This is a genomic window from Nostoc sp. LPT (assembly GCF_017115165.1).
Classification (GTDB): domain Bacteria; phylum Cyanobacteriota; class Cyanobacteriia; order Cyanobacteriales; family Nostocaceae; genus Nostoc.
Genome location: NZ_JABXKF010000071.1, coordinates 1 through 24022, shown reverse-complemented (window position 1 = coordinate 24022; position 24022 = coordinate 1). Strand labels below are relative to the sequence as shown.

General features: G+C 41.7%; 18 protein-coding genes. 14 read left to right on the top strand and 4 right to left on the bottom strand.

The genetic code is table 11. From position 1 onward, the window contains the following. The first annotated feature begins 112 nt into the window (after positions 1-112). On the top strand, positions 113-445 hold the full coding sequence (locus HWQ58_RS16015; protein WP_100903434.1) for a hypothetical protein: 333 nt from the start codon (positions 113-115) through the stop codon (positions 443-445). 15 nt (positions 446-460) lie between these two features. Here the strand turns inward: HWQ58_RS16015 and HWQ58_RS16010 are convergent, their stop codons facing one another. After that, entirely contained in the window at positions 461-808 is a 348-nt protein-coding gene (locus HWQ58_RS16010) for a hypothetical protein (RefSeq protein ID WP_292864275.1), read from the bottom strand. Positions 809-1200: 392 nt separating this feature from the next. Between HWQ58_RS16010 and HWQ58_RS16005 the strand changes: the two genes are divergently transcribed. The 7 genes from HWQ58_RS16005 to HWQ58_RS15975 all read left to right on the top strand — a co-directional run bounded on the left by HWQ58_RS16005 (position 1201) and on the right by HWQ58_RS15975 (position 6246). Then, complete coding sequence (locus HWQ58_RS16005) at positions 1201-1353, top strand: ribbon-helix-helix protein, CopG family (protein WP_292864272.1); 153 nt, start codon at positions 1201-1203, stop codon at positions 1351-1353. A gap of 135 nt (positions 1354-1488) precedes the next feature. Continuing rightward, a complete protein-coding gene (locus HWQ58_RS16000; protein ID WP_292864269.1) occupies positions 1489-2178 on the top strand; it encodes a thermonuclease family protein in 690 nt (229 codons plus the stop codon). Between the two features lie 393 nt (positions 2179-2571). Next, positions 2572-2883, top strand: a complete 312-nt coding sequence (locus tag HWQ58_RS15995) for an XRE family transcriptional regulator (protein WP_292864215.1) — start codon at positions 2572-2574, stop codon at positions 2881-2883. Positions 2884-3425: 542 nt separating this feature from the next. After that, positions 3426-4223, top strand: coding sequence for a hypothetical protein (locus tag HWQ58_RS15990; RefSeq protein ID WP_292864212.1), 798 nt, complete (start codon positions 3426-3428; stop codon positions 4221-4223). Positions 4224-4345: 122 nt separating this feature from the next. Then, complete coding sequence (locus HWQ58_RS15985) at positions 4346-5323, top strand: DUF5895 domain-containing protein (RefSeq protein WP_292864209.1); 978 nt, start codon at positions 4346-4348, stop codon at positions 5321-5323. Positions 5324-5564: 241 nt separating this feature from the next. Continuing rightward, positions 5565-5861, top strand: coding sequence for a hypothetical protein (locus tag HWQ58_RS15980; protein WP_292864206.1), 297 nt, complete (start codon positions 5565-5567; stop codon positions 5859-5861). 115 nt (positions 5862-5976) lie between these two features. After that, the gene (locus tag HWQ58_RS15975) at positions 5977-6246 is read left to right on the top strand and encodes a hypothetical protein (protein ID WP_292864395.1); all 270 of its coding nucleotides are present in this window, start codon (positions 5977-5979) and stop codon (positions 6244-6246) included. 48 nt (positions 6247-6294) lie between these two features. On the opposite strand, the gene HWQ58_RS15970 is transcribed toward HWQ58_RS15975, so the two are convergent. From HWQ58_RS15970 to thrC, 3 genes are all read right to left on the bottom strand, one after another. After that, on the bottom strand, positions 6295-7635 hold the full coding sequence (locus tag HWQ58_RS15970) for a transposase (protein ID WP_292864203.1): 1341 nt from the start codon (positions 7633-7635) through the stop codon (positions 6295-6297). Positions 7636-8078: 443 nt separating this feature from the next. Further along, a complete protein-coding gene (locus HWQ58_RS15965) occupies positions 8079-8354 on the bottom strand; it encodes a ubiquitin-like small modifier protein 1 (protein ID WP_094342283.1) in 276 nt (91 codons plus the stop codon). A gap of 88 nt (positions 8355-8442) precedes the next feature. Further along, positions 8443-9753 (bottom strand): threonine synthase, encoded by a 1311-nt coding sequence (thrC, locus tag HWQ58_RS15960; RefSeq protein WP_292864199.1) that lies wholly within the window; start codon positions 9751-9753, stop codon positions 8443-8445. 828 nt (positions 9754-10581) lie between these two features. Between thrC and HWQ58_RS15955 the strand changes: the two genes are divergently transcribed. The 6 genes from HWQ58_RS15955 (at position 10582) to HWQ58_RS15930 (ending at position 23832) form a co-directional block, all read left to right on the top strand. Continuing rightward, positions 10582-13071 (top strand): hypothetical protein, encoded by a 2490-nt coding sequence (locus HWQ58_RS15955; RefSeq protein WP_292864196.1) that lies wholly within the window; start codon positions 10582-10584, stop codon positions 13069-13071. A gap of 175 nt (positions 13072-13246) precedes the next feature. Next, positions 13247-13810 (top strand): hypothetical protein, encoded by a 564-nt coding sequence (locus tag HWQ58_RS15950; protein ID WP_292864193.1) that lies wholly within the window; start codon positions 13247-13249, stop codon positions 13808-13810. A 164-nt stretch (positions 13811-13974) separates the two neighbouring features. Continuing rightward, a complete protein-coding gene (locus HWQ58_RS15945) occupies positions 13975-15525 on the top strand; it encodes a hypothetical protein (RefSeq protein ID WP_292864190.1) in 1551 nt (516 codons plus the stop codon). Next, complete coding sequence (locus tag HWQ58_RS15940; RefSeq protein WP_292864187.1) at positions 15522-19568, top strand: TonB-dependent receptor; 4047 nt, start codon at positions 15522-15524, stop codon at positions 19566-19568. Before HWQ58_RS15945 ends, HWQ58_RS15940 begins: the two co-directional genes overlap by 4 nt. 198 nt (positions 19569-19766) lie before the next feature. After that, a complete protein-coding gene (locus HWQ58_RS15935; protein WP_292864184.1) occupies positions 19767-22658 on the top strand; it encodes a hypothetical protein in 2892 nt (963 codons plus the stop codon). A gap of 175 nt (positions 22659-22833) precedes the next feature. Beyond that, entirely contained in the window at positions 22834-23832 is a 999-nt protein-coding gene (locus HWQ58_RS15930; protein WP_366838044.1) for a DUF1350 family protein, read from the top strand. The last annotated feature ends 190 nt before the right edge of the window (positions 23833-24022 follow it).

The following is a 24022-nucleotide window of genomic DNA, read 5'->3' as shown; positions in this document are numbered from 1 at the left end:
CGCACGTAGATTATCCCCCACAACTGGATGGAGTCAAAACTGTTAGCAGCTTACTAAAGCGATCGCTGTGTTGATTTTGGGCATTTTAAAATAGCGTTTACTAAATACAGCTATGTTTAAAGGATTCGGTGGGTCAAAGAAAAAATCAGTGCTTGAGGACAATGAACTGACTACAGGCATTGTGCAGCACCCAGTTACGAAACGTTGGCAGACATGGATATCATTTACAGGTAATGATATTCAATGTATTACCGCCCATGCTAACCCTGATGATGCTGACCGGGTAGCGAAACAGATTGCTGATGCTTGGAGTGAAGGGAAATATAAAACTGGGGAAGAGGTGACAGCTTTTATTAAATCTCTGCCGACCGATGCTGTCGTAGACCCATTACCCCAAAATCTTGTGATGCAATTGAGCAAGCAGGCATTAAGCACAAGGAAGTAAGAAAGAGCGAACGGTCTAAATTGAATCATCCATCCAACCACACTCACAATCCCAATGCACTCTTGAGGTGTAGTCTCGGTCAAAAAATGCACCGCACTGGGGACACTTACCAGTAAACATTGGATGCCAATCAAGTAACTCCAGCTTTTGCTGTTGTGTCCACCGCTGTTGTGGTTGCAGTATTAATTCACCGTTATAGTAGCTTGCCCCCTCCGGTTGCCATAACTCCTCTGCTTTGGCGTTGGGGTCAAGTCGAAAGTCCAAGCAGCTCTCACCCTCTACCCCATCAGGGTGAACGACACAGACGAGGTGGGGGTTATGTGAATAGAGGAGACAGTTATCGCACTCTGGAAGTTTCGCCATAGTACCAGTGTACTGCTTTATCACAAGCGATCGCTTCCTCAATCGCTTTAATATCTCCCACAGGAGTGCTGTGGTAATGGGTTGCTGATGTATATCACAATGCTGCCGATGCGATGCTTTTTTGAGAAACGGTAAAAACTTACTTGACCAGAGTACTTATTTTGTCTTAAGTTATTTTATACTTTCTTGGCACTGCCTTAATAATTGTTGTTTTTAATAGACTGAAACTTTATCTTCTGAAATAGACTTTACGTCCTCACTATTATTTCCAAAAACATATTAGTTTGCTTTATCATCTCTTAAATTAAAAGCCAGTGGTAGCCCCATGTTAAAGAACATATTAAGTGATTGATATTAGAGAAGTAGTTGCTAAATCAAACTTTTCTAATATTATGAATAAAAAATGGGCTGCTAAACGACTTACAATCAATCTCACCTCAAGTGAAGCAGAGAAGCTGGAAAAATACTGCTCAATGACTGGCAGACCAGCAACCGATGTAATCCGGGAATTAATTCGTTCTGTGACTACTGAAGATAAAGAGTAAAAACCTAGAATAAAAAAAAAGTAGACTGGATAATATTTTCTACTTTAAAACATAAAACTAATTTGTGGTTTAACTAGCGATCGCTTGGCTGAAATTGGGAATTCTAAAAGAAGTTAAGAGTGATTTTTAGTACAAATGGTTTTTAAATTTCGCTTGATTGGTGTTGGCGCTTTGCTTGTAGCTCAAATGTCGTTACCCGTATTTGCCAACAATCTTACCGCTACAGTTGTAAGCGTAGGTGATGGTGACACCATACGGGTGAGAACGGGTAACAAAACTGTGACTGTCCGCCTCGCTTGCATTGATGCACCAGAGATGAAGCAAAACCCTTGGGGTCAACAATCATCTGCAAGACTTAAACAATTGCTGCCAGTGGGACAAGGAATTACCCTACGTGCTATTGAAACTGACAAATATAAGCGCCTGGTTGCAGAGGTATTTGTCGAGAATCGCAGTGTCAATCTCAAGATGGTGCAAGAGGGACAGGCTGTGATCTATCGTCAGTATCTAAAAAGCTGTCCAGAATCTAAAGATAGTTTGTTGCAGGGTGAAAACACCGCTAAACAACAGCGTTTAGCTTTTTGGAGCCAGTCTAATCCTGTGATGCCTTGGGACTTTCGCCACAAAGCTGCTCAACGGGCAACTTCAGTACCAACTCAAGGACAACAACAGAATAACTGCGACCCTGCTTACCCAGGTTTTTGCATTCCAAAGAATTCACCAGACTTAAATTGCCGAGATATTAGCCAACGAAGGTTTAAAGTGCTGCTACCCGATCCTCATGGGTTTGACCGAGATGGGGATGGAATTGGATGTGAACGGTAAATGTGATTTTAAGAAGATTTTGGACAGCCTTTGGAAAGAGAAGTCAGACAAATTGTAAGCTGAAATACCTAAAACTTTGTTAAGGGAAGAATAAAGCTATCGTCTTATGTAGTCTGACAAAAGTTTATGGTTAGTCTTTAGCCATCTGGGTGGCATTAACATAGCCCTTGAGTATCGCGTATTTGCCTATCTGCCTAGACTGGGGCATTTGGTTGATTTCTGAATCACACCAAAAGTGTGTCAGCATTATAATTGGCTTACTTTTTGTAAATGAGTTTGGCAAAGCGATCGCGTTGCTTCCTGGCTGGCGATCGCTTTTGCATTATCACTACCTCAGTGTAATCAAAAAACTCTAAAAACACAAGTTGGTGTTGTAAATTAGAGGAGAGCTAAATGACAGAGGAGGTCTGCTTGGTGAAACTGTCCTATGTATCTCGTTTTACTTGGGATGAAGAAACAGCACAGCGATTGAGAAAACTACGGGGTAAAACTAGCCGAGATAAATTAGCGAGTAAAGCTGGTCGCAGCAATACTTTTATCCAAAACCTTGAATGGGCAAACCCTGGAAATAGACCAGAATCAATTTCCAAAGAAGATGCATTTGCTATCTGTAATGCGCTTGATGTACCTATTTGGAAGTTATTTCCAGCGTTAGTAATCAATCCTGAAAGTTTACAAGAAATATGCAAAACTCTATTGACATAGTACAACATAATGTTGTAAATTGTATATACAAGAGAGGAATTGAGCGCGATGCCTCTCAGAGAAAGAAAGAAGCCCTCAAAACTCAAACCAAACAAATTGAATTAGCAACAAAACTATTAGAAACCAATAGCCGCCGGGACTAGCAGCCGGAAGCCTTAAACTTGTAATGGCCAAGCCACCGTGAGATGATTCCGATGACCCACCAAGTCTAAAAACTGGTTCTAAAAACTTCAATCTTTGCAGAATTAAGGCGATTATTACTCCTCAGTATGTAATCGCCTTTTCAAGTAGTTTCCACATGGCTGTACAGAGGACACGGTAACATCCCAATATCTTCTCTACAGCTTTGTGCTGTCTGGTGTTTTGATCATCAGTTAATATGCTTTACCCTGGAATACTTTTATAAGGCTTCGCCAAATCTAGATTGAGAGTGTTGTGCCTTCAGCACAACAAGATGACCAATAAATAGGACGATCGCTCTGTCTGGAAAACTACGCGATCGCCCCTATGCCCCCAACCTTTTAAAGAAGAGGCAATTTCTAATGATGACACAAAGTTTAGCCCCTGCGCCAACAAAAGATCCGTTGACCACGCAGGATCGCCAAATCATCGCAACCATCGTCAATCAGTCGGACTATTCAAAAGAGTGCAAGCCCGAAGATGTAGTAACTATCTGGATCAACAGTGATGATATCGTGTGGGTAAAAATGATCCACGGCTATGCTCGTTACCACAAACAATCTTTCAAATGCGCTGTTGCAGAGGTAAAAGCGAGTCTTTCTGCTCCAGTAAAGTGCAATCACCAGGAAGATGAGGAATTAAAACAAGCTTCTGAGAAAATTGGCTTGTTGGGTGATTGTGATTGGCTATCGTTGAGCATCCAATACTATCCTGATAAAGTAATTGGTCATGCTGGTTGTTATATTTCCCACAAGGCTCGAATATTAACCCCACTGGCTGAATGGGATTTTACACTGCCGAAGTGGAATATGCCTGCTGCCATCTGTCCAGACTGCGAAGGTCATGGGTGCGGTAACTGTGGATATCGCGGGACTCGTGCAGAAGACTTGTGTACGCCAGTAGACGGCTATCGACTAACTTATGTCGGCAAGACTGACCTCCAGACGGCTCACAATGTATATCTGAACGGTGAGTTTTTAGGCATACTCTTCAAGGTCAGAAACGGTGATGAAGTCTGGGAAAATGACCCTAAAACTTACTATTGGCGGTGCGGCGATGGAGTACGGTACTGGAGCGTCAGGGAGGCTGTAGAAGCACTGTCCAGGGTAACTGCTCCGATTGAACTGCCGCAAGTTCGTCGGGAGTTGGTAGCGGCGTAAGTGAAATGGTGGAAGAGAATTCTCTTCCACCACTGTTTTAAAATCAGTGCCATTCGCCACTCAGAATTAAAGCTTCGCTTATTTTTTGCGAAAACTAACATTAAAGAAAGGCAGCAGCTACTATGACAGCTTTTGACTTTGATTCTGCTGAACATCAGTCATACGAAAAGACTCCAGCAGCTAAAAGCATTCCTTCACCCGCAGGCATTTGGATTGCTTACGAAAATCAACAATTAGCAGGATGGTACGAAAATAAAGAACTAGTTGGTGGGAAAGAGTATAAAGTTCTTACTAACAAGTTGGACGAAAACGATGAAAAGATAGGCATTCCTGGCGCTCTCTATAGACAACCACGAATACTTGTGATTGGGCGATCGCCTCTGCTATACGGAAACGATAGAAAGGTGATTGGAGTTTGGCGTAGCAGTGATGGTTTGGACAAGAACGCCTACAAATTCGGTAGGCGGTATATGGTGATTTTCGTCGATGTCCAAAATCAACCTCTTCATATCGCACCAGTACAAATAACTGCTTGGGGAGTGTTTCAAGTGTCGTTTGATCAACAACTAATGGCATTCCGTGAAACCTGCGAACAAGCTTATGCAAGTTTTCAAGGCAAACATCACCAACCAAAGAATTTACTTTGGCATTCGATGTGGGTATTTTGTCCCATATTGAAAACAGAGAAACGTGAGAAAGGGGGGCAAACTTCCAATGCCTGTGTATGTAGCGGATACGAAAAGCCAACTGCGCCCGACTGGGAGAGTTATTGTATTGGCAAGAAACCAATAGCTCAAGAAATTGCCCTTGTGCATAATTCCATCTGCGATTGGTGGAAAAAAGGATTGCCTAACAATAACTTACCAAAGCATACGTCTCATGCACTAGATCGCAATCAATTGATGATGGAGTCACAACGATTGATTGAAGCTTTAGGTTGGGGCGAGGAAAAGGGCAAACAGTTTCTCATAGAGAACTATGGTAAAAAAGGAAGGCAGTCACTAACTAACGAAGAATTTGCTAACTTCGTCAACAAATTGCAGTCTATGCAAGCAAATTATGATGATGAAGTTGGTTTCTCGGAGGATGTGCCTTCTTAATAACTAAATACTTATTGCAGTGATTACAGCAATTGTGTTCACCTTTATGCTTCCCTACTTGCCTTCCATGAGGGAAGCATATTTGATCAGTTCTCAAGTCTTATCTACAGCTAATAAAGAAGGGACAGGGGAAAAGGTAAAAACCTTGCTTTTCTAAGGATAATTTAATTCATGAATTCCTTTCTCTTTTCCTCTTTCCCCATCTTTTGATTGGGCTGTATGCCAATCATTTAAATACCCCATGACTATTATAATCGTTCACCCCAGTATCGAAAACTTACAGCAGTTTTCTGACTCGTTCGACATTGAGAAACTATTACAATCTAAGGGAGTTCTGCCGTGGCTTTTAGCAAATGGCTGGAAGCATGATGATGAATCGAGTTTGATTGCAAACATTATCGATGAGTCAACAAGTCTTGATGAAGTTTGGGACTCTGAAGAGTTTGATTTTAACGCCTTATCAGATGAATCAAAGAAAAAATTAAATCTGATTTTCGAGTATTTCTATCTGTCATCTTCTATCAATCTCAATCAATAATTAACGCAAAGGTAACGAATTATGCGTGAAAAACTCTACAGTCAGACTGATTAAATCTGACTGTAGAGAAAAATCGATTCCACAACAAATTATGACACACTTCACTGCTACTAAAATGGAATTAAATTTGATTAAAGTTTACGACTCAACCCTGTTAAGCTCTTCAAAAGTTTACCAAATCAACGGTACACTTTCTCGATATTTGGGAGATGAGGGTAGTATACAACATCCACAGTATCTATTTGTACCTCTGCCAAATCAAAGAAAAAAAGCCAGCTTTCGGCTAAATCGAAATAAACTTATGACTCGCTGTTATGAAGTCGAAGGTATGGTCTATGAGAAGCCTGCGGTACAGGATAATTCACAGCAACTTCAGCTATTTTAAGCCATGTCAATACATAAACCACCAGTCATAAACAATACCTTAGCCAATTTACGAGGGTTCAATGCCTGTAGAAACGGGATGAATACGTCCTAAACAAGTAAGCTTGGCAAAAATCTGGGTTAATAAAATAGGCTCAGGCATTTCGGGAAGCATTTTTAAAATTTCACGGACATACCGAAAACCACGATAGTGAGCTTTAAGGTCAAGTATGCCGGAGTCGGGATTAAGGAGACGAAAATCAGCGAGAAGATGATGGGATAAATTGACCATAAAGAATGCTAGATTAACAGCATTAGTGACAGCAGTTTGACTTAAATTCATAAAATCTTCCAATCCCCAGAACTGCTTCGCATCACGAAAGTTAAACTCGATTTGAAATCGCAGTTTGTAGTAGTCGATTATCTTTTCATAGGACAAATCCGGGTCGCTAGAAAATAGAATTACATGGCTGCGAGCATTAGTTTTAAGATTGGTTTTGACTAAAATAACTACATTGAGAGCCTGGGCAAATTCCTTGTGGAGTAAAGTAGCTTGGTAAATGTCAGTTTGGATCTCATCCTCAATGGTACTTTTACATAAGTAGTCATTAAGTATGTTACAATAATCGATTTTGTCACCGTATTTACGACGAGAGCGACTATTGGAGTCAGGCTTTTGATAAGGTATATATAATGCCGAATCGTAGCGGAGTTTGGAAATTATGTGCAAGTTAACTTGCCGAGCCATCTGTAAGGCATTATTGTTTCCAAAATGACCATCTAATACTAAGTAGGTAAGAGGAATAAAATCACCTAATAACTTGAAAAGCGAATTAATCATTTTCTGAATACGTAGTAATTCAGATGTTAAAATCACCTCCGTTTTATTCTTGTTTTTACTTCCTTTTGGTCGTCCACGTTGACGTTTTTCTTGAGATTTTACCTCTGGGGGTGGTAATGGGCTACTTTCTTCTACATCACTCTTTATCACCTGTTCTATCTGAATCGGAAACGAGTGCCTTTGTTCAACACTTACTAATGATAATGTAAAGAAAGATAGCCCTAATATTGGTTTACTTACTAGGCTGGAAAAGAATCTATCCAATCCATAAGTCTTTTTACCTGATTTACTCACTACAACTTCATCTCCTGCAAGCAAATATACCTCATTCGCACGGAACAAATGCTTGCGGAAAAATAGCCAAAACAACGTCGCCCAAGGGATTACTGTATGAAAGAATCTCAACATCGTCCGATAACTACCACCAACGCCTGCCCAACGAGAGATTCCCAACATCGTGACTCGCCCGCTCATTGCTAACATGGACAGGATTATTTGGTTAAATTGCCGCATAGTTGTCGCGTTGATCTGCGGTAGCAGGCATTGTAACAGTGATAAGATATCGGGCATGGGCTGCTTGTAGTGTTTGAGTTGTCGTTGTGAGAGACAATAACTCTACTACGGCAGCCCTATCTCTTCATACTCTTTTTTTGGCAAAGGTATTGTAACGTAGAAGGGATTATTGTTGAAACTCCTGAGATTGGTAAGTGGAAAATTGAGGTTATTGCTGAGGTTCAACAGGAGCAACAAGATTATGCTTTGGTGATCTCTGGTGGAGGATTGTTGAGAATCTAATATGAATTTAAACGATCTCTGTACAGGCTCCTCTTATTTTGAGTTCTAGAGTAGGTCAGTCAAAAGCTAAAAATTCCCAGGAATTCTTTTATAGTTGCTGTTAAAGTCATTTACAAAAGTTTTCGATATACTGAATTTGAAACCAATAAAAATAAGCCTGCCATTAGCGGCAAGCCTAAATGTATTCATTTGCTAAATCTAGGTAGATGTTTTCAGGATTAACCACCAGCAACAGCAGGAACAATACTGACTTCATCGCCATCTTTCAAGGCTGTGTTGATACCATCTAAATAGCGGATATCTTCACTATCGACGTAAAAATTTACAAATCGACGTAGCTTGCCTTCTTCATCGCACAACCGAGATTTAATACCAGGAAAGCTTTGTTCTAAGGAGTCTAACAGTTCAGCAATGGTGCTACCGTTGGATTCTAGACTAGCTTGATTATTAGTCAAATTCTGAAGAGTTGTAGGAACTAAAACTGTTACAGCCATAGAAGTACAAAGTGAAGAGTTAAAAGTGAGAAAAACAATTTAAGAGTTAGGAGTTATGAATAAAAAACTCGTAACTCATAACTCCTAACTAAACGAGGACTTGTTGCCATTCCAAACGATCCAGAGTACGCGATCGCTCTAGCGCACGTTCAAAACTATCCAGTTTAGCATCAATAGTCAAGGGTTCACCAACGTAGCCTTGGATTGCTTCTTGGGTTTTCAAACCATTACCAGTGATGTAAATCACGGTAGTTTCATCTGGATCAATTTTGCCAGCTTCTACCAGTTTTTTCAGCACAGCCACAGTTGTACCACCAGCCGTTTCTGTGAAGATACCTTCGGTTTCTGCCAGCAACTTGATGCCATCAATAATTTCTGCATCATTGACTGATTCAATGTTACCACCTGTCTTCTGAGCTAGCTCCACAGCATAAATACCGTCTGCTGGATTGCCGATCGCTAGCGATTTCGCAATTGTATTCGGTTTTACTGGCTTAATAAAGTCGCGTCCTTCTTTGAAGGCTTGGGCGATTGGCGAACAACCTTCAGCTTGAGCGCCACTGAAACGGACGCTTTTGTTTTCTACTAAACCAACTTCGACAAATTCTTGGAACCCTTTATAAATTTTTGTAAAGAGCGAACCAGATGCCAAAGGAGCAACCACATGATCGGGAAGTTCCCAGCCTAGTTGTTCTGCAACTTCAAAACCTAGCGTCTTGGAACCTTCAGAGTAATAAGGACGCAGATTAATGTTGACAAAACCCCAGCCATGTGTATTGGCAACTTCCGAACAGAGACGATTGACTTGATCGTAGTTGCCTTTGACGGCCATCAGGGTGGGACTGTAGATCAAGCTACCGAGAATCTTACCGGCTTCTAAATCTGCGGGGATGAACACACAGCAGTCTAAACCGGCATGAGCTGCGATCGCAGCTGTAGAATTTGCCAAGTTACCAGTGCTAGCGCAAGAAACAGTAGTGAAACCTAACTCCCGCGCTCTAGATAGAGCGACTGACACCACCCGATCCTTAAAGCTCAGGGTGGGCATATTCACGGCATCATTTTTTATATAAAGTTTATTTAGACCCAGGCGACGGGCAAGACGGTGGGAACGAACTAAGGGAGTCATACCAGTTCCCACATCTATTACATTGTCAGCTGCGACAGGCAAAAAGGGACGATAGCGCCAAATTGAATTGGGCCCAGCTTGAATTGTTTCACGAGTGACAGTCAGACGTAGGGCGTTGTAATCATATTTAACTTCTAACGGCCCAAAACATGACTCACAAACATTACTGGCTTTGAGTTCATATTCTGCACCACATTCCTTACACTTCAAGGCTTGAAAGTAGGCAGTGCTGGTTTGGGTTTGGGTTTGGGTTTTGATTGCCTGAGTCATAAACTAGCTTTAATAAGTTTGTCTGTCACTTGTCGCCTGATACTAACACGAGCAAAAATACCAGTCAAACATACCCGACTAAAAATATCGGGTATGCTTGGTAGTGCGAGGAATAGTTATTGTAAAACTTTAATACTAGTAATCTCTATTTTTAGTATTTACACAGATATATTTAATGTTAATAAAAAATAAAATAGCTTCACTTACTCAGCATTAACACGTAAATTTATATGATTTGATTGCATTAATTTTATGATAAAACTGCATTCAGTGAAATTAATATCCTACTTAAGCGATCTAGATTGCTTAGTTAACTTTCAACTTTTTTATCTAAATAACTCTACAGAGCAGTATACATTTCCGACAGCAAAGACTCAAAAGCATTTATATATATAAGTTGTAGTGTTTTCAGTATCTGATTAAACCACTAAAAATGCTATGTGTGTTGCCAAAATAAAGTTAATTTTTCAGCTTTGATGCACTCATTCACGGCTAGAGAAGTTACTTATTTCTACGGTAGACTTTTTTTGCTTTAAAAGCTACATTGCTATTTACATCTCTAATCCCCAGAAATACAGTAAAAAATTACACATATTTGCGATTGCCAGCTTTGATTATTAAAGATAAGCGTAAAACAAGTAGACAAGTTATTTCTGGTTATTGTCTCAATACAGTTTTTAAGGAGTGTCAATAATTTAACTTCTTAAATATGCATTCCCAAAACGTTGAAATTTTGGGCAGCTATAATCGGTAATTCCTAAAAGGGAATTGCCGAACTTTATCCTGTCTCAAAATCCGAGATACAAGTTCAGCAAACAAACTATTTCTATGGTAAATCGAAATCAATCTGTAAATAAGCAGCGTCAACTTTACCAATTTCTAGTAGCAACAGCATTATTAACTGGTAGCCTTTTCCAATTTCTCGCACCTGTATTAGCTGACGGAACCACTGCGGGTACATCTATCAGTAACACAGCGACAGCAACCTACGAAGATCCCAGCAATCCAGGGACAACTATAAATTCCACCTCTAACACTGTCACCGTGACTGTAGCAGAGGTTGCGGGTATTACTGTCACAGCGTCGGGTGTTACAGATAACAACGGTGGCACTGTTGGAGTTAACGATTTACTAACCTACACCTACACCCTAACAAACGTAGGTAACGACCCCACCAAATTCCATATTCCGAACCAAGCAACAACAACTGGGCCTGGTACAGTTTCTGGTGTACTTCCTGCTGATAAAAATGGGGTAACACCAGCTAGTGGCACATTGCAATATAGTACTGATGGTGGTGCAACTTGGACAAACGTAACAGCCGGTGGTGTAGATACACCCTCAATTCCGGTTAATGGTACTGTGTTGGTGCGTGTGCCAGTGACTGTACAGACTGGCGCTCAATCGGGCGACGTAATTAAAGTTACCCTTGGTAACACTCCTGGTGATGCCCAAAACCAACTGCGGAGTCCTGATGGTGGTGACGTTTATACTGTAGATAATGCTGATAACGCAGGTGGCGGGGAAGTTCTTGGCACACCAGTTAACGGTACACGAGAATCTAGTATTACCCAGCAAATTCAAGTAGGCAACACAGCTAAAACTGTTGCTCTAGCCACAATACTAAAAACTCGGACAGCCTATAACGCTGGTAACACTTCCGTACTCAATGATGATGTGCTGACTTATGGTTTAAGCTTGCGAGTTGAGAGTAACGACGTAACTAATCGTGGGCTAACACCCGCAGCTTTAGCTGGTACAACCATCAATGTAGACGGTAATCCAGTTACTCGCATCTTAGTTTCTGATGCGCTTCCAGCATTAACAACTCTTAATGGAACCCCAACCGCTCCTTCAGGGTGGATAGTGGTTTACGCTGGCGAAGATCCTACAACTACAACTGCCAATCAGGCTCTGTGGAAAACTAACAGTGCTAATGTAACAGGTGGTGTAGTTAAACGGGTTGGTTTTATTAACGATCCTAACTCTATCTCTTCAGTTGCCACTGGGACAACCGTTACAGGTTTTACAGTACAAGTAAAGACCACTGGAATCACAGGAACGACAGCGACAAATGTTAACAACATCGCTCAAGTGTTCGGTAAAACTGCTGGAGATCCAAATAGCCTTCTACTCTTTGACGATTCAGGTGATCAAAATCCAGATAACATCAACCCTACTAATGGAGCCTTTCCTACTACAGTAGACTCTGGCTATTATCCCGGTACAGTTCCCGCCAATCAAACTGACACAGGTAATAACAACCAAGGTAGTAATTCTGTTACAGGAAATGTCAATGTCTACACCGTTTCAGTCGCCCAAGCAAACTCAGTTTTAAACGGGCCGAATAATGCACCTGATGCTGTTGGTCCAACAGATAATAACGACGACTTCACAAACAAATCCTCTTTTGTTCCTCCTAACACATCACCTGGTAGTACGCTTGACCCACAATCAGTTGGTTTCACTAACACAATTAAGAACAGTGGGACTAACGCTAATGACATTACAATAGTACCAACAGTACCAGCTACAGCTACAGATTTGCCCAATGGTACAAAGGTGACTGTTAGCTATAACAGTCAATCTGCTGTCTATACTTACAGCATCACCAATAACGTTGGCACTTTCACCCTAGCAGCCAATAATACACCAGTTAAAATCTCTGGTGTTGCTGCTGGAAGCAGTGTAAATTATGGTGTAGAAGTTGACCTACCAACTGGTACGCAACTATCGACTGATATCAATAAAGGCTTCCCAGTACCCATTACTGCCTTTATTGACACTAATAATAATGGTGTAGTTGATGCTGCTGAAATCAACAACATCTCCATTGATCGCGTGTATACTGGCTTCCTGAAACTGCTGAAAGTGTCGCGAGTCTTACAAGGAACTGGGTCTGTAGTCCAGGGGAATGATGGCACATTCAGTACCGATCCGAAGAAGCCTGCACCAGGAAACATTATTGAGTACCAAATTCAGTACAGCAATATTTCCGATCCTCAATCTGGAAGCGGGAACGTAATTTTGAACGCTAACAAAGTTGTGATTGTTGAAGATGGTACACTAAGCCCCAATAACTGGGCACGAGACAACGATGCCAGTGGTCAAATTGATACTAGCAACATTGTTGGTTCAGCTAAGGATTCCGGGAGTGCAACCATTCAATTCTTCAGTGGTAATCCAGCTACTAACTCTGGCATTGACCAGACTGGAACTACGGTAAATACTGATGTTGCTAAGTATGTGGATACTGTCACTGGCACGATCGCACCGGGTATTCAAAAAACGTTTACCTTCCAACGCAAGGTGAACTAATTCTTTGGGATTGGGGACTTTAAAGTTTGCATCTGGTACAGAAGAGTCTGCAAACCATTTGACCTTATCCCCAACCTCTAAACATCAAGCAAATAGGGGAGTGACTTTTTCTGAGGAAAAGCTGGGAAAGATAAGTCAACAATTCACATTCTGAAAGTTTTTTGAGGTTATTTATATGAAGCGTGTTTCTCTTGCAGGTTTAGGAGCATTCGCTCTCATTGCTACAGTTCCATTTGTCGGTCAAATTCCGGGAATTGCAAATGTATGGTATTCAGAAAGTGCTGTTGCTCAGAATATCAAAACTCAAGGGCAAATTCAATTGCGTTTAGAAGCAGAAAAGCAGGTGGTAGCACAGGATCGGCAGGGTAAGCAAAGCCAGAAATGGGAACCCTTGAAAGGTCAAGTTGTGGTGCGACCAGGAGATGTATTGCGATATACCTTGAGTGGTGAAAATAAGAGCGATCGCCCAGTGAAGAATTTGATTTTTAATCAACCTATTCCCAAAGGAATGGTCTACGTGCTGAATTCTACCAATGTCGCAAACAATGCCAAAGTTATTTACAGCATTGATGGCGGGCGTAGCTTTGTCGAAAATCCCACTATTAAAGTTACTCTTCCTAGCGGCAAAGTTGAAACAAAACTAGCACCAGCCATTGCTTACACTCATATTCGTTTGCAGATTCCATCACTTGCAGCGAAGACAACAATCAAGGCGACTTATCAAACCCAAGTGCGCTGATTGGGATGCAAGGAAACACCGCCTTCCTGACTCGAAAAAGAGCCGCAATCAACAAGATTTCCAGATAAAACCTGAAAACGAGATTTTTAAAGGGTTTTAGTTTAACTGGATTCCCTAAATAAATAGATGCTTTTATTAACAACAAGCTTGACATTTCAGAGGAGATGTGTTCGGTGAGCCGTCCTCAAAACCAAAAGCAAATTACTTCTAGCGGTAGCTGGTGGCGACGGTTAACAGCTACTGTTCTTCTGGGAAGTTTTTTGCATACTACTATATATATGCCAGCGATCGCGCAACAGACTAACAATCTGGTTGCGTCTGTGCCATTAATAAATCAAGCTACTTATACTTATACGGATTCTGCTAGCAATTATCAATATCAAGGAAATTCTAGTCAAATCAATGTTAGTCCTAGCCCATTACTCGATCCATTAGGACGGATATTAGGTTGCGCTGGGACAATTCTACCTGACTATACAGGTTTTTCAGTTGGGGTATACGAACCGAACTCTAGCGACCCAACGGGGACAGAATTGGGCAGCTTAGTTTCTCTGACTAGAACAGAGTTGCCAGATATTTCTAATAACAATGTCCCTGGTGGTAAATCTCCAAATACCGAAAATAGTAACCCCTACTTCGTTACGAATAACCCTGCGGGTGTTTACAATTTCTTACTCGATCCGAATAAGGGTCAAACCGATCCAGGTAGAACCTACATATTTGTAGTTAATCCACCACCAAATTCTATCTATAAACAGCGGCGGATCAAGATTGAAATCCTTGCTAGCAGTGGCACACAAGGTAATGGTGTCGTGCGATATGTTGCTAGTTCTCTGGATGGTCAACCAATTAGTCTTACAGGTGAAACCAGGTTAGAGCAAACAGTTGTTTTAGTTCCCAACGCAGAAACGGTAGGACTGGATTTATTAGCCTTTGAATTCACCACAAATTTGTGTCAAGCCAATCAGTTACAGATTATCAAAACAGGCGATCGCGCTACTGCTGAACCTGGAGATACGGTAATCTACCGCCTGTCGGTAAAAAATCTCGCTGATGCTGGTTTGAGCAATATATTTGTCACCGACAACCTACCTTTAGGATTTCAGTTTTTGCCGAAATCTGTGCGGGGAGAGCTAGATGGTCAACTAGTCACGATCGCCTCAGAACGCAATGGTAACACAGTGACATTCCGCACAGACGTCACAATTCCCCCAGAGAAAGTCTTGAATATTGCCTACGCTACTCAATTAACAGCCGATGCACTGCGTGGTACTGGTCGCAACACTGCGTTCGTTAATGCCCAACGAGCTGATAACCGTTTTAGTACTAAGGATGGCCCAGCAACCCACCAATTGAAAATTCGTCCAGGAATCGTTTCTGACTGTGGCACGATTATCGGTCGGGTGTTTGTTGATAAAAACTTTGACGGTGAACAACAGCGTGGTGAGCCTGGAGTACCCAATGTAGTGATTTTTCTGGAGGACGGAAACCGCATCACAACAGATCCTAATGGTTTGTTCTCCTTAGTTAATGCCTTACCTGGATACCACACAGGTGTACTAGACCTTAGCAGTGTAGCCGGTTACACCCTAGCTCATAATGAAAAATTCCGCGAACGAAACAGCCAATCTCGCTTGGTGCATTTAGAGCCTGGTGGCTTAGTACGCATGAACTTCGCTGTCACCCCCACATTTCAGGAGCCAGTCAAGAAATGAAACCCAGACTGCACTGTATAACTACATTTAACCTGAAATTGATCGGGGCGATGCCAGTAGCTCTCTGCCTTGTTTTGTACCCTACAATTGTCAAAGCAGAAATCACTAGTGAAAAACTCCTTTTCCCTGATTCCCATTTGCAAGCAGATAAGGGTGTTAAAGATTCTGACTTATCACGGGATTTGGAAAACCTCTCTCCAAACCTCTCCCCTAAAAGGGGAAAGGCTTTGAATACTTCCCGTTCCCTTCTAAGCAGAAAGGGGTTAGGTTTCGCTTTGGTTTTTGCACATGACGTGAAAAGTCAGGTCGAAGATCAAGCCGATCGGAATAAAGTTGCTGAAAAAAGTATGGATTCAAATTCTTCTCATCTCTTGAGAAGTTCCGAGCAGCATTTTCTACCTCTTGAATTTGCCTCAACTTATAAAGCATCGGCTCCTGAAATTCCAGATATCCAGCCAAGTGAAACGGAAATAGACCCATTTCAACCAGCAACTTCTGTTGATTTGCTCAGTGGCTCACGCAAAATAGTAGGAATCAAGAACGACGGAGGTAAAGATACTGAGACACTGTTTCATGCTTCTCCAACGGAAATACAACCATTTCAACCAACAACTTCTGTAGGCTTGCCTAGAGGATTAGGCAAGATTGCAGGAGTAGAGGAGGCAAAGACAAAGGGACAAGAGGTGAATGAAAATCTTCCTGTGTCCCCTACTCTCCCTATATCTACAGCAATCAAAATCCTGACTCCGACGGCTGACAGTGTTGTAGATGTACAAGCTAGTACGGTGATTGTGCAGTTTCCCGCTGGTAGTCAAGTGGAATTGCGGGTAAATGGGGCGTTGGTAGACCCTTCTTTAGTAGGACGGACGGAAACTGATACTACCACCAATTTGGTAACGCAGACATGGTATGGTGTCTCGTTAAAAGAAGGTGCAAACACCATCTCTGCACAAGTTGTTGGAGGAACAGAACCCCCTGTAACAGTACAAGTCGCAGTCCGGGGAGCGCCGCAGCAATTAACTTTAGAAACAGTTGAGTCTCGTATCCCGGCGGATGGACGTTCTACGGCTACAATCTGGGGTCAACTCATCGATGCAAACGGTAATCGCTCGAATCGTGATGCTGTTGTCACCCTTATACCCACTGCTGGGGAGTTGGTTGGGAAAGACTTCAAACCTGATGAAGCCGGATTTCAAGTGGAGGCGAAAGGGGGACAATTTACAGCGACGTTGCGATCGCAACTGAAGGCCGAAACTGTGACAATTCGGGCGATCGCGAATGATTTAGAAGCCTTCACCCAACTACAATTTGAAACCGCACTGCGTCCAAGTTTAGTTACTGGAGTAATAGATTTACGTTTGGGCGCTAGAGGTACAAATTATTACGGTAGTTTCCGTGATTTCCTCCCTCCTGACAAAAACAACGGAACCCAATTAGATTTCCATTCAGCGATATTTGCCACTGGTGTGATCGGAGAATGGTTGTTTACAGGCGCATATAACAGTTCTCGTAGCCTCAATGAAGATTGCAACTGCGATAATCGCCTGTTTAGAACTTACCAATTCAGCGAGCAAGACTATCCTGTCTACGGCGATAGCTCGAAAGTTGATGTAGTCGCTCCTTCCATTGATAGTGTATTTTTGCGTTTTGAGCGTTCAGCTCGTACCCCTGGCTCCGATCCTGATTATGCTATGTGGGGTGACTATAACACAGAAGAATTTGCGCGGCGATCGCAGCAATTTACTTCTATCACCCGTCAACTCCACGGTTTTAAAGCTAACTACAACTTAGGAAACCTACAAATTACAGGTTTCTATGGCGACCACTTAGAAGGGTTTCAACGAGATACCATTGCTCCTGATGGCACTAGTGGTTATTACTTCCTCTCTCGCAGACTATTACAAGCAGGTAGTGAAAATGTCTTTATCGAGTTAGAAGAACTCAATCGTCCTGGGACTGTATTAAAACGAAAACAACTTAACCGAGGCCCAGACTACGAAATCGACTACGATCGCGGTACTTTACTATTCCGCGAACCTATTCTACGCACCGATATCGATCAAACAGGACAAGTATTGGTACGTCGGATTGTTGTTAGCTATCAATATGACAGCGAAGACTCTGACGGGAGTATTTATGCTGGTCGTTTGCAATATAATCTTTCCCGCAAACTTAACTCCGAAAGTTGGATAGGAGCAACTTACGTTCAAGAAAATCATGGGGTGCGCGACTTTCAACTCTATGGTGCAGATGCGCTGATTGCTTTCGGTGACTACGGTAAGTTAATCGCAGAATATGCCCATTCCACGAATGATTCTGATGTTGTGGGAAAGGTCAGAGGTGATGCTTACCGTTTAGAAGCTGAAGGAAAGATTACTAATAGGATTCAAGGTCGTGCCTATTATCGCTTTGCTGATACGGGTTTTGCCAATAATGCCACTATCAGCTTTGTCCCAGGACAAACCCGTTATGGAGCGCAGGTTACAGCTAAACTCACTTCAACTACCAACGTCAGAGCGCAATACGACCACGAAGACAATTTTGGGATTGCTCCCCAACCCCTAGACACCTTTGAAGAACTGTTTGCACCACGTTATGAGGCGATACCTGGTAGCAAGGTTGATAATTCGCTGACGACGATTTCTGCTGGAATTCAACAACGCCTGGGTAGCGCCACTATCGATCTGGATTTGATTCATCGTCAATTGGAAGACCGCATCCCTGACAGTAGCTTGAGTAGTAATTCCGATCAACTGCGATCGCGTTTTTCAGTTCCTCTAGCTAAAAACCTGACATTCCAAGCCCAAAATGAACTCAGCTTATCTTCCCAAAAAAATGCTATTTACCCAGACCGTACCATTTTTGGGTTGAATTGGGCAGTAATTCCTGGTGTCAACGTCAGTTTAGCCCAACAGTATTACAGTAGCAGTCAATATTCGGGTAATTCCATTACTAGCTTGAGTGTCAACGGCGAACACAAACTCGGATCGGATACTACCTTAACTGGTCGTTACTCAATTTTGGGTGGTGCTAACGAAATGACTACCCAAGGAGCAATTGGTCTAAATAATCGCTGGACTATTGCTTCTGGATTGCGGCTGAACGTTGCTTATGAACACGTATTTGGCAACTTCTTCGGACGCACTTTGGCGGGTCAACAATATGCCCAACCCTACGCCTTTGGTCAAGCTGCATCTGCGATCGGATTTGATGGTGGCGATAGCTACAGTGTGGGTCTGGAATACAGTGATAATCCGCAGTTTCAAGCTAGCATCCGTTACGAACATCGTTCCTCTTCTGGTGGTGCTAATACAGTAATTACCGCAGGTGCTGCGGGTAAAATTTCTCCGGCTCTCACCGCTTTGGTACGTTATCAACAAGCCGGTTCTTCCAATCAAAAGCTTTCAGGATTGGGAGATACTGCTAACCTAAAGCTGGGTTTAGCCTACCGCGATCCCAATAACGATAAATTTAATGCTTTGTTGCGTTATGAATATCGCCAAAATCCATCAACCATCCCTGACACCATCCTGTTAGGAAGTGGTACGGGTTCCCAAGACCATACCTTTGCTTTAGAAGCAATTTACGCTCCTAACTGGCAATGGGAATTCTACGGGAAGTATGCGTTGCGTAACAGTACCTCTTACATAGCTAGTGATTTAGCTGGTACTAGCACAGTCAATCTGGCCCAATTACGCGCTACCTATCGTTTGGGATATAGCTGGGATTTGGTGGGTGAGGCTCGTGTAATTAGTCAGTCTAGCTACAGTGAGACAGGCTTTGTTGTGGAAACAGGCTACTACCTCACGCCTAATCTGCGCGTTTCGGCTGGTTATGTCTTTGGTAAAGTTGATGACCGGGATTTCTCAGGAACACGTTCTGCGGGAGGCGCGTATTTAGGCTTTACAGTTAAGCTCAACGAATTGTTTGACGGCTTTGGACAGCAAAAGCCTGTAGCGCGTCAGCCACAGGAATCGGCGATGAAAACTTTGGTGGGTAAACTCAAGGCTGCAATGAGGGGGATGCAAAGGCGTGAAATATAAAACGGTTATTTGATGTAGAGACGTTCATTGCAACCTCTATGTACGAATTTAACCTTTCCCCGTGGGAATACTATTGTCGTAACGATTTTTTATCCGCTTTAAATCTAGTGCAAAAACTTTTCAATTTTAATTCCGGTATGTGTATATTTATGAACTCAATATTATTACTTACATATTATGTATTTTTATTGGAACTAAATGATGAAATCTTTATTTAAGAAATTAAGAGTGATCGCCACAGTAAATATTGATAAAAATGATAAATTTTTTGTGATTGCGGGCAACCCAGTCAAAAAAACTGTGGAAAAGCCATTAACAATTAGCCGCCAAAAACTATGGCTGAGTAGCTTGGGCTTTTTTTTATGTATTTTCGGAACTAGTATCCAACCTAGCTTGGCTGAAGGCAGCAAAGAGTTAATTTCTGATGGCGGATATAGACCTTACCTGGAATGGTCAGATTTAACAGCAGCAGGTATTATTCGGAAAACCACACTCAAAGTTTATGTAGAGGCGGGAGAAACTGTTAATCTTGGCTCTAGTGTGAATACTAGTTTCTCAAACCCACAAGATATCGTTTACCGCAGTCCCTTTGGTAGTCAAAATGGCTCTTGTGATGTTCTGAATTCTAATCCTGGTTTTGGTTTTATTGACACTGTTGCCAAAGAGACAGCCGGCCCTTTACCTAATCCCGGTGGCTATACCCCTTGTAGTTTCGTCGCTACAGAAACAGGTATTTACGAAGTTGAATTTCATTCTTCTGATAAAAGTGGTACTACAGGCAATCCGCCCCCAAGAACCACAACAGCGGTATTTCCTACAAATGGTACTCAACTTTCAGGGGTGGCGGCTTGGGATATCACAGTTCGAGATAGTAACGGCGCTACCAAAAAAGGACGAGTATTTACTAACTATATTGCTATGAATATGGGAGGAAATGCTGGGCAAAATGGCGCTCCTGCTGGTTTAGGACTCAACTCTAAGCTTTATATTCAAACCAAAGATGGGTATCGGTATGAAACTGACATGAATGGAGTCGATCCTTTTGGCTTCATCTTTTTTGCTAATAGCCGGGGATATATTGACAGTAACGGTTCTACACTTTATCACTCTATCAATTCTCCAGCAGACCCAAACAGCACACTCAACTTTTATGGCAATGTAAAAGTTCAAAGTCCGAATGTCACTGATACCATAACAGACATTACCCACCTAGTTTTCTTTAATCGACCCGACACTGCAACCCTCAATGCTTTGAGTATTCCTATTGCAGCTAATATTCCGATAGTACCGACTTCGTTCAAATTTACCGGGGGTAATGGAGGTAGTGGGAACCAAACTTCTGTGGGTGTGGGAGGCAATTTTAGCTTCAATGCCAGTTCAAGTGGTAGCTATCAAATAATTATTGATACCAATACTGATGGCATTTATGATCCTAGTAGCGATAGAGTACTACAAAATGTGCTATCTCTCGGTTCAAATGTGGTGCTTTGGAATGGAAAGGATGCAAGTGGGACAAATCTCCTACCTCGACCAGGAAACTTACCATACAATGCCATAATCACAACACGATCGGGTGAATATCACTTTCCCATGTTGGATGCCGAAAATAATCCACAGGGGTTTAAAATCACAATGGAAAACCCTCCTGCTGCTTTTCCTAACCTTGTAGATCAAAATGGACAGCAGATTGGCTCGACGACCGTTTATTACAACGACAACAATTATACTACCGCTAACGGCACGGCGATTAACTTAAATGGTACGGGAGCTACTAGCCCACGTAATGCTGCTAGAGGGATTAATAGTGTGTCAGGAGAACATGAATTTAGTAGTAATTATGGTGACTATAAGGGTATAGATACTTGGACATATTTCCCAAGTCAAGCAATCAATACTCCCTTGGTAATTACTACTAATACTCAAGCAAATGTCACAGGAACCAAATCTGTTCGCTTCCTCGCAGACAATGATAATAGTGGAACAGTGACTGTAGGCGATCGCATCGAATATACTATCACTTACTCCAACCTAAATCCAGGTAATAGCAATGCAATTAACTTTGTCATTAACGACTCATTACCCTCACAGTTAAACTTTGTGAGTGCAGCAATTACTGCTGCAACTTCAGGGAATAATATCACAATCAATCCCAGTTACAACGGTGCTGGTGTTGTTGCTGTGACAAATTCTGGAATTCTCCGTGTAGGTGATACGATTACCATTAAAATTACTGCCACAATTAATAATGCCAATGGCGGTAATCCAATTAGTAACCAAGCAAATGCTACTTTTAACACACCCGATAATCCTACAGTAACTGTTGGTACAGTGTTCACAGATGCAGACTCTGCTGGTGCTACCAATAACCCACCTACTCTTGGTAATTCGTTCTTGCAAATTACTGATAATGGTGTAAATATCGGTAATAATCCTGCCAGTACAGCAGATGATGACCCCACTTTATTTACAGTAGTAAATATTATTAGTTCTAACCCTAAATTACTGTTAATTAAACGCATTACCCGCCTTAATAACCAAGATTTAACTGATATTGTGGATGGTCGCAGTGACGTTGCTACTAATGCCAGCAACTATGTACCAGAACCTTATGCTACTGATGATAGCGATCCTAAATGGCCTGTTGGCTACTTGCGAGGATTAATTAATGCTGGCACTGTCAAACCAGGAGATGAATTGGAATACACGATATATTTTCTTTCCAATGGTCTTGGTAATGCAACTAATGTGAAATTCTGCGACTTAGTTCCGACTAATGTTAATTTTATTCCTACTGCTTTTAATGGTATGACTCCTAATGATGGTGGCTTACCAGGAGCAGATCGAGGAATTGCCCTAGCTATTGGTTCTACTACACCTACGCTTTATCTCACTAATGTAGGAGATAGCGATCGCGGGCGTTTTTATACAGCTAACGACTTAGCCACACCATCATACTGCGGTACTAACACCAATGGAGCAGTAGTGGTCAATATTACAGTCCCAAGTTTTCCCAATCTACCCGCAGCCACTGGATCTGGCACACCAGCTAATTCTTATGGTTTTGTCCGCTTCCGCACTAAGGTGAAATAGTTTTAACCATCCCTAACTAGTGGAATTAACGGCATTAAGAGAGTTCCGGCTATTTGCTAACGAGGCGATCGCAGCTTGTTCACCGAAGCATCACAGTTTGGCAAAAATATCTTTTGAATAATCCGAAAAATAGCAACTTCAGTTTGGAGATTCAGCATATACCTACAAATAAGTCATGGTAAATATGAATCTAAAACTGAGATTTAAACCAGTTTCTCACAGTTGGGTTGCTCTACATCCAAAGCCTAAAGGAGTAATTCAATTTATTGCCGGGGCTTTCTTTGGTACATTTGGCCCGATGCTTTTTTATCGTTATCTGCTTCAATCTCTATTTGAGCAGGGATATACAATTATTCTTTTGCCGTTTAATTTTACTTTTAACCATTATGTAGAAGCTGGTTTTCTCATGAGAGAACAGTATGAAATTCTGCCAGAGCTTGTGAAAATGGCAAGTGTTGCAGGATATGATTATGAAGCCTATCTAGATGATAATAATTTTTCTTGGATTGGACATAGCCTTGGCTGTAAATATATCTCGCTGTTAGAAGGATTTACTGCTCTACCTCCAGAGCCTCAAGATAGAGAGCAGTTTCTTCGGAATTTACTATCTAAAACTTCGGATGAGTCCCAAATAGAAAGTGTTATTGCAGACATTAACATTCTCTTTGATGAACTAATGCGAAAAAGGGATGAAGTTAAAAAATTAATTTATACTTATGTGCATAAGAATATCAAAATTAACAATGTCTTCATTAAAGGACAGGTTTCTATCCTCTTAGCACCTGCTATTGCTGACACAGGGAGCGCAATTCGTCCTCAATTTTTAGCGGATATCATTGATAATCTTGGTTGGGGTGTGAAACCAACTGTTGAAGAAACCCAGCATTTAATCAAGGATAGTGGGCTATTTAATATCATGGGTTTAGTCTGTTTCAAATCAGACAATATTGCTAAATCAACCTGTGAATGGTTTACTAATATTCTGCAAAAGCCACCTCAAGATTTTTGTAAAACTGTAGCAGGTGGACATTTAAGACCTCTAGGTATTCAGCTAGCTAAGTATGTCGTTAATCTTTTTGAGAAACCGTTAATTGAATCAGTTCAAGAGCGAAACAAAGCATTTGAGCATAATGTAATTCAATTGCTTGAGGAACTGAAAGAAAAATCAAGATAATGGGCATGGGGCATTGGGCATTGAGAAGAGACAAGGTAAACAAGGAAGAGGGGGGAGATAAGGGAGAGATTTATTTAAGAATTCCCTCTCATCTCCCCCTGCTCCCCCTGCTCCCCACTCCTCACTGCTTAACTCTCTTTCACTCTAAACTATTGAGGGATTTGAACAACCTCTCAAGAGTTTAAAGTTT

Coding starts and splice junctions, on each gene's coding strand:
- HWQ58_RS16015 (WP_100903434.1), top strand. CDS start 113: ATGTTTAAAGGATTCGGTGGGTCAAAGAAAAAATCAGTGCTTGAGGAC.
- HWQ58_RS16010 (WP_292864275.1), bottom strand. CDS start 808: ATGGCGAAACTTCCAGAGTGCGATAACTGTCTCCTCTATTCACATAAC.
- HWQ58_RS16005 (WP_292864272.1), top strand. CDS start 1,201: ATGAATAAAAAATGGGCTGCTAAACGACTTACAATCAATCTCACCTCA.
- HWQ58_RS16000 (WP_292864269.1), top strand. CDS start 1,489: ATGGTTTTTAAATTTCGCTTGATTGGTGTTGGCGCTTTGCTTGTAGCT.
- HWQ58_RS15995 (WP_292864215.1), top strand. CDS start 2,572: ATGACAGAGGAGGTCTGCTTGGTGAAACTGTCCTATGTATCTCGTTTT.
- HWQ58_RS15990 (WP_292864212.1), top strand. CDS start 3,426: ATGATGACACAAAGTTTAGCCCCTGCGCCAACAAAAGATCCGTTGACC.
- HWQ58_RS15985 (WP_292864209.1), top strand. CDS start 4,346: ATGACAGCTTTTGACTTTGATTCTGCTGAACATCAGTCATACGAAAAG.
- HWQ58_RS15980 (WP_292864206.1), top strand. CDS start 5,565: ATGACTATTATAATCGTTCACCCCAGTATCGAAAACTTACAGCAGTTT.
- HWQ58_RS15975 (WP_292864395.1), top strand. CDS start 5,977: ATGGAATTAAATTTGATTAAAGTTTACGACTCAACCCTGTTAAGCTCT.
- HWQ58_RS15970 (WP_292864203.1), bottom strand. CDS start 7,635: ATGCCCGATATCTTATCACTGTTACAATGCCTGCTACCGCAGATCAAC.
- HWQ58_RS15965 (WP_094342283.1), bottom strand. CDS start 8,354: ATGGCTGTAACAGTTTTAGTTCCTACAACTCTTCAGAATTTGACTAAT.
- thrC (WP_292864199.1), bottom strand. CDS start 9,753: ATGACTCAGGCAATCAAAACCCAAACCCAAACCCAAACCAGCACTGCC.
- HWQ58_RS15955 (WP_292864196.1), top strand. CDS start 10,582: ATGGTAAATCGAAATCAATCTGTAAATAAGCAGCGTCAACTTTACCAA.
- HWQ58_RS15950 (WP_292864193.1), top strand. CDS start 13,247: ATGAAGCGTGTTTCTCTTGCAGGTTTAGGAGCATTCGCTCTCATTGCT.
- HWQ58_RS15945 (WP_292864190.1), top strand. CDS start 13,975: ATGTGTTCGGTGAGCCGTCCTCAAAACCAAAAGCAAATTACTTCTAGC.
- HWQ58_RS15940 (WP_292864187.1), top strand. CDS start 15,522: ATGAAACCCAGACTGCACTGTATAACTACATTTAACCTGAAATTGATC.
- HWQ58_RS15935 (WP_292864184.1), top strand. CDS start 19,767: ATGATGAAATCTTTATTTAAGAAATTAAGAGTGATCGCCACAGTAAAT.
- HWQ58_RS15930 (WP_366838044.1), top strand. CDS start 22,834: ATGGTAAATATGAATCTAAAACTGAGATTTAAACCAGTTTCTCACAGT.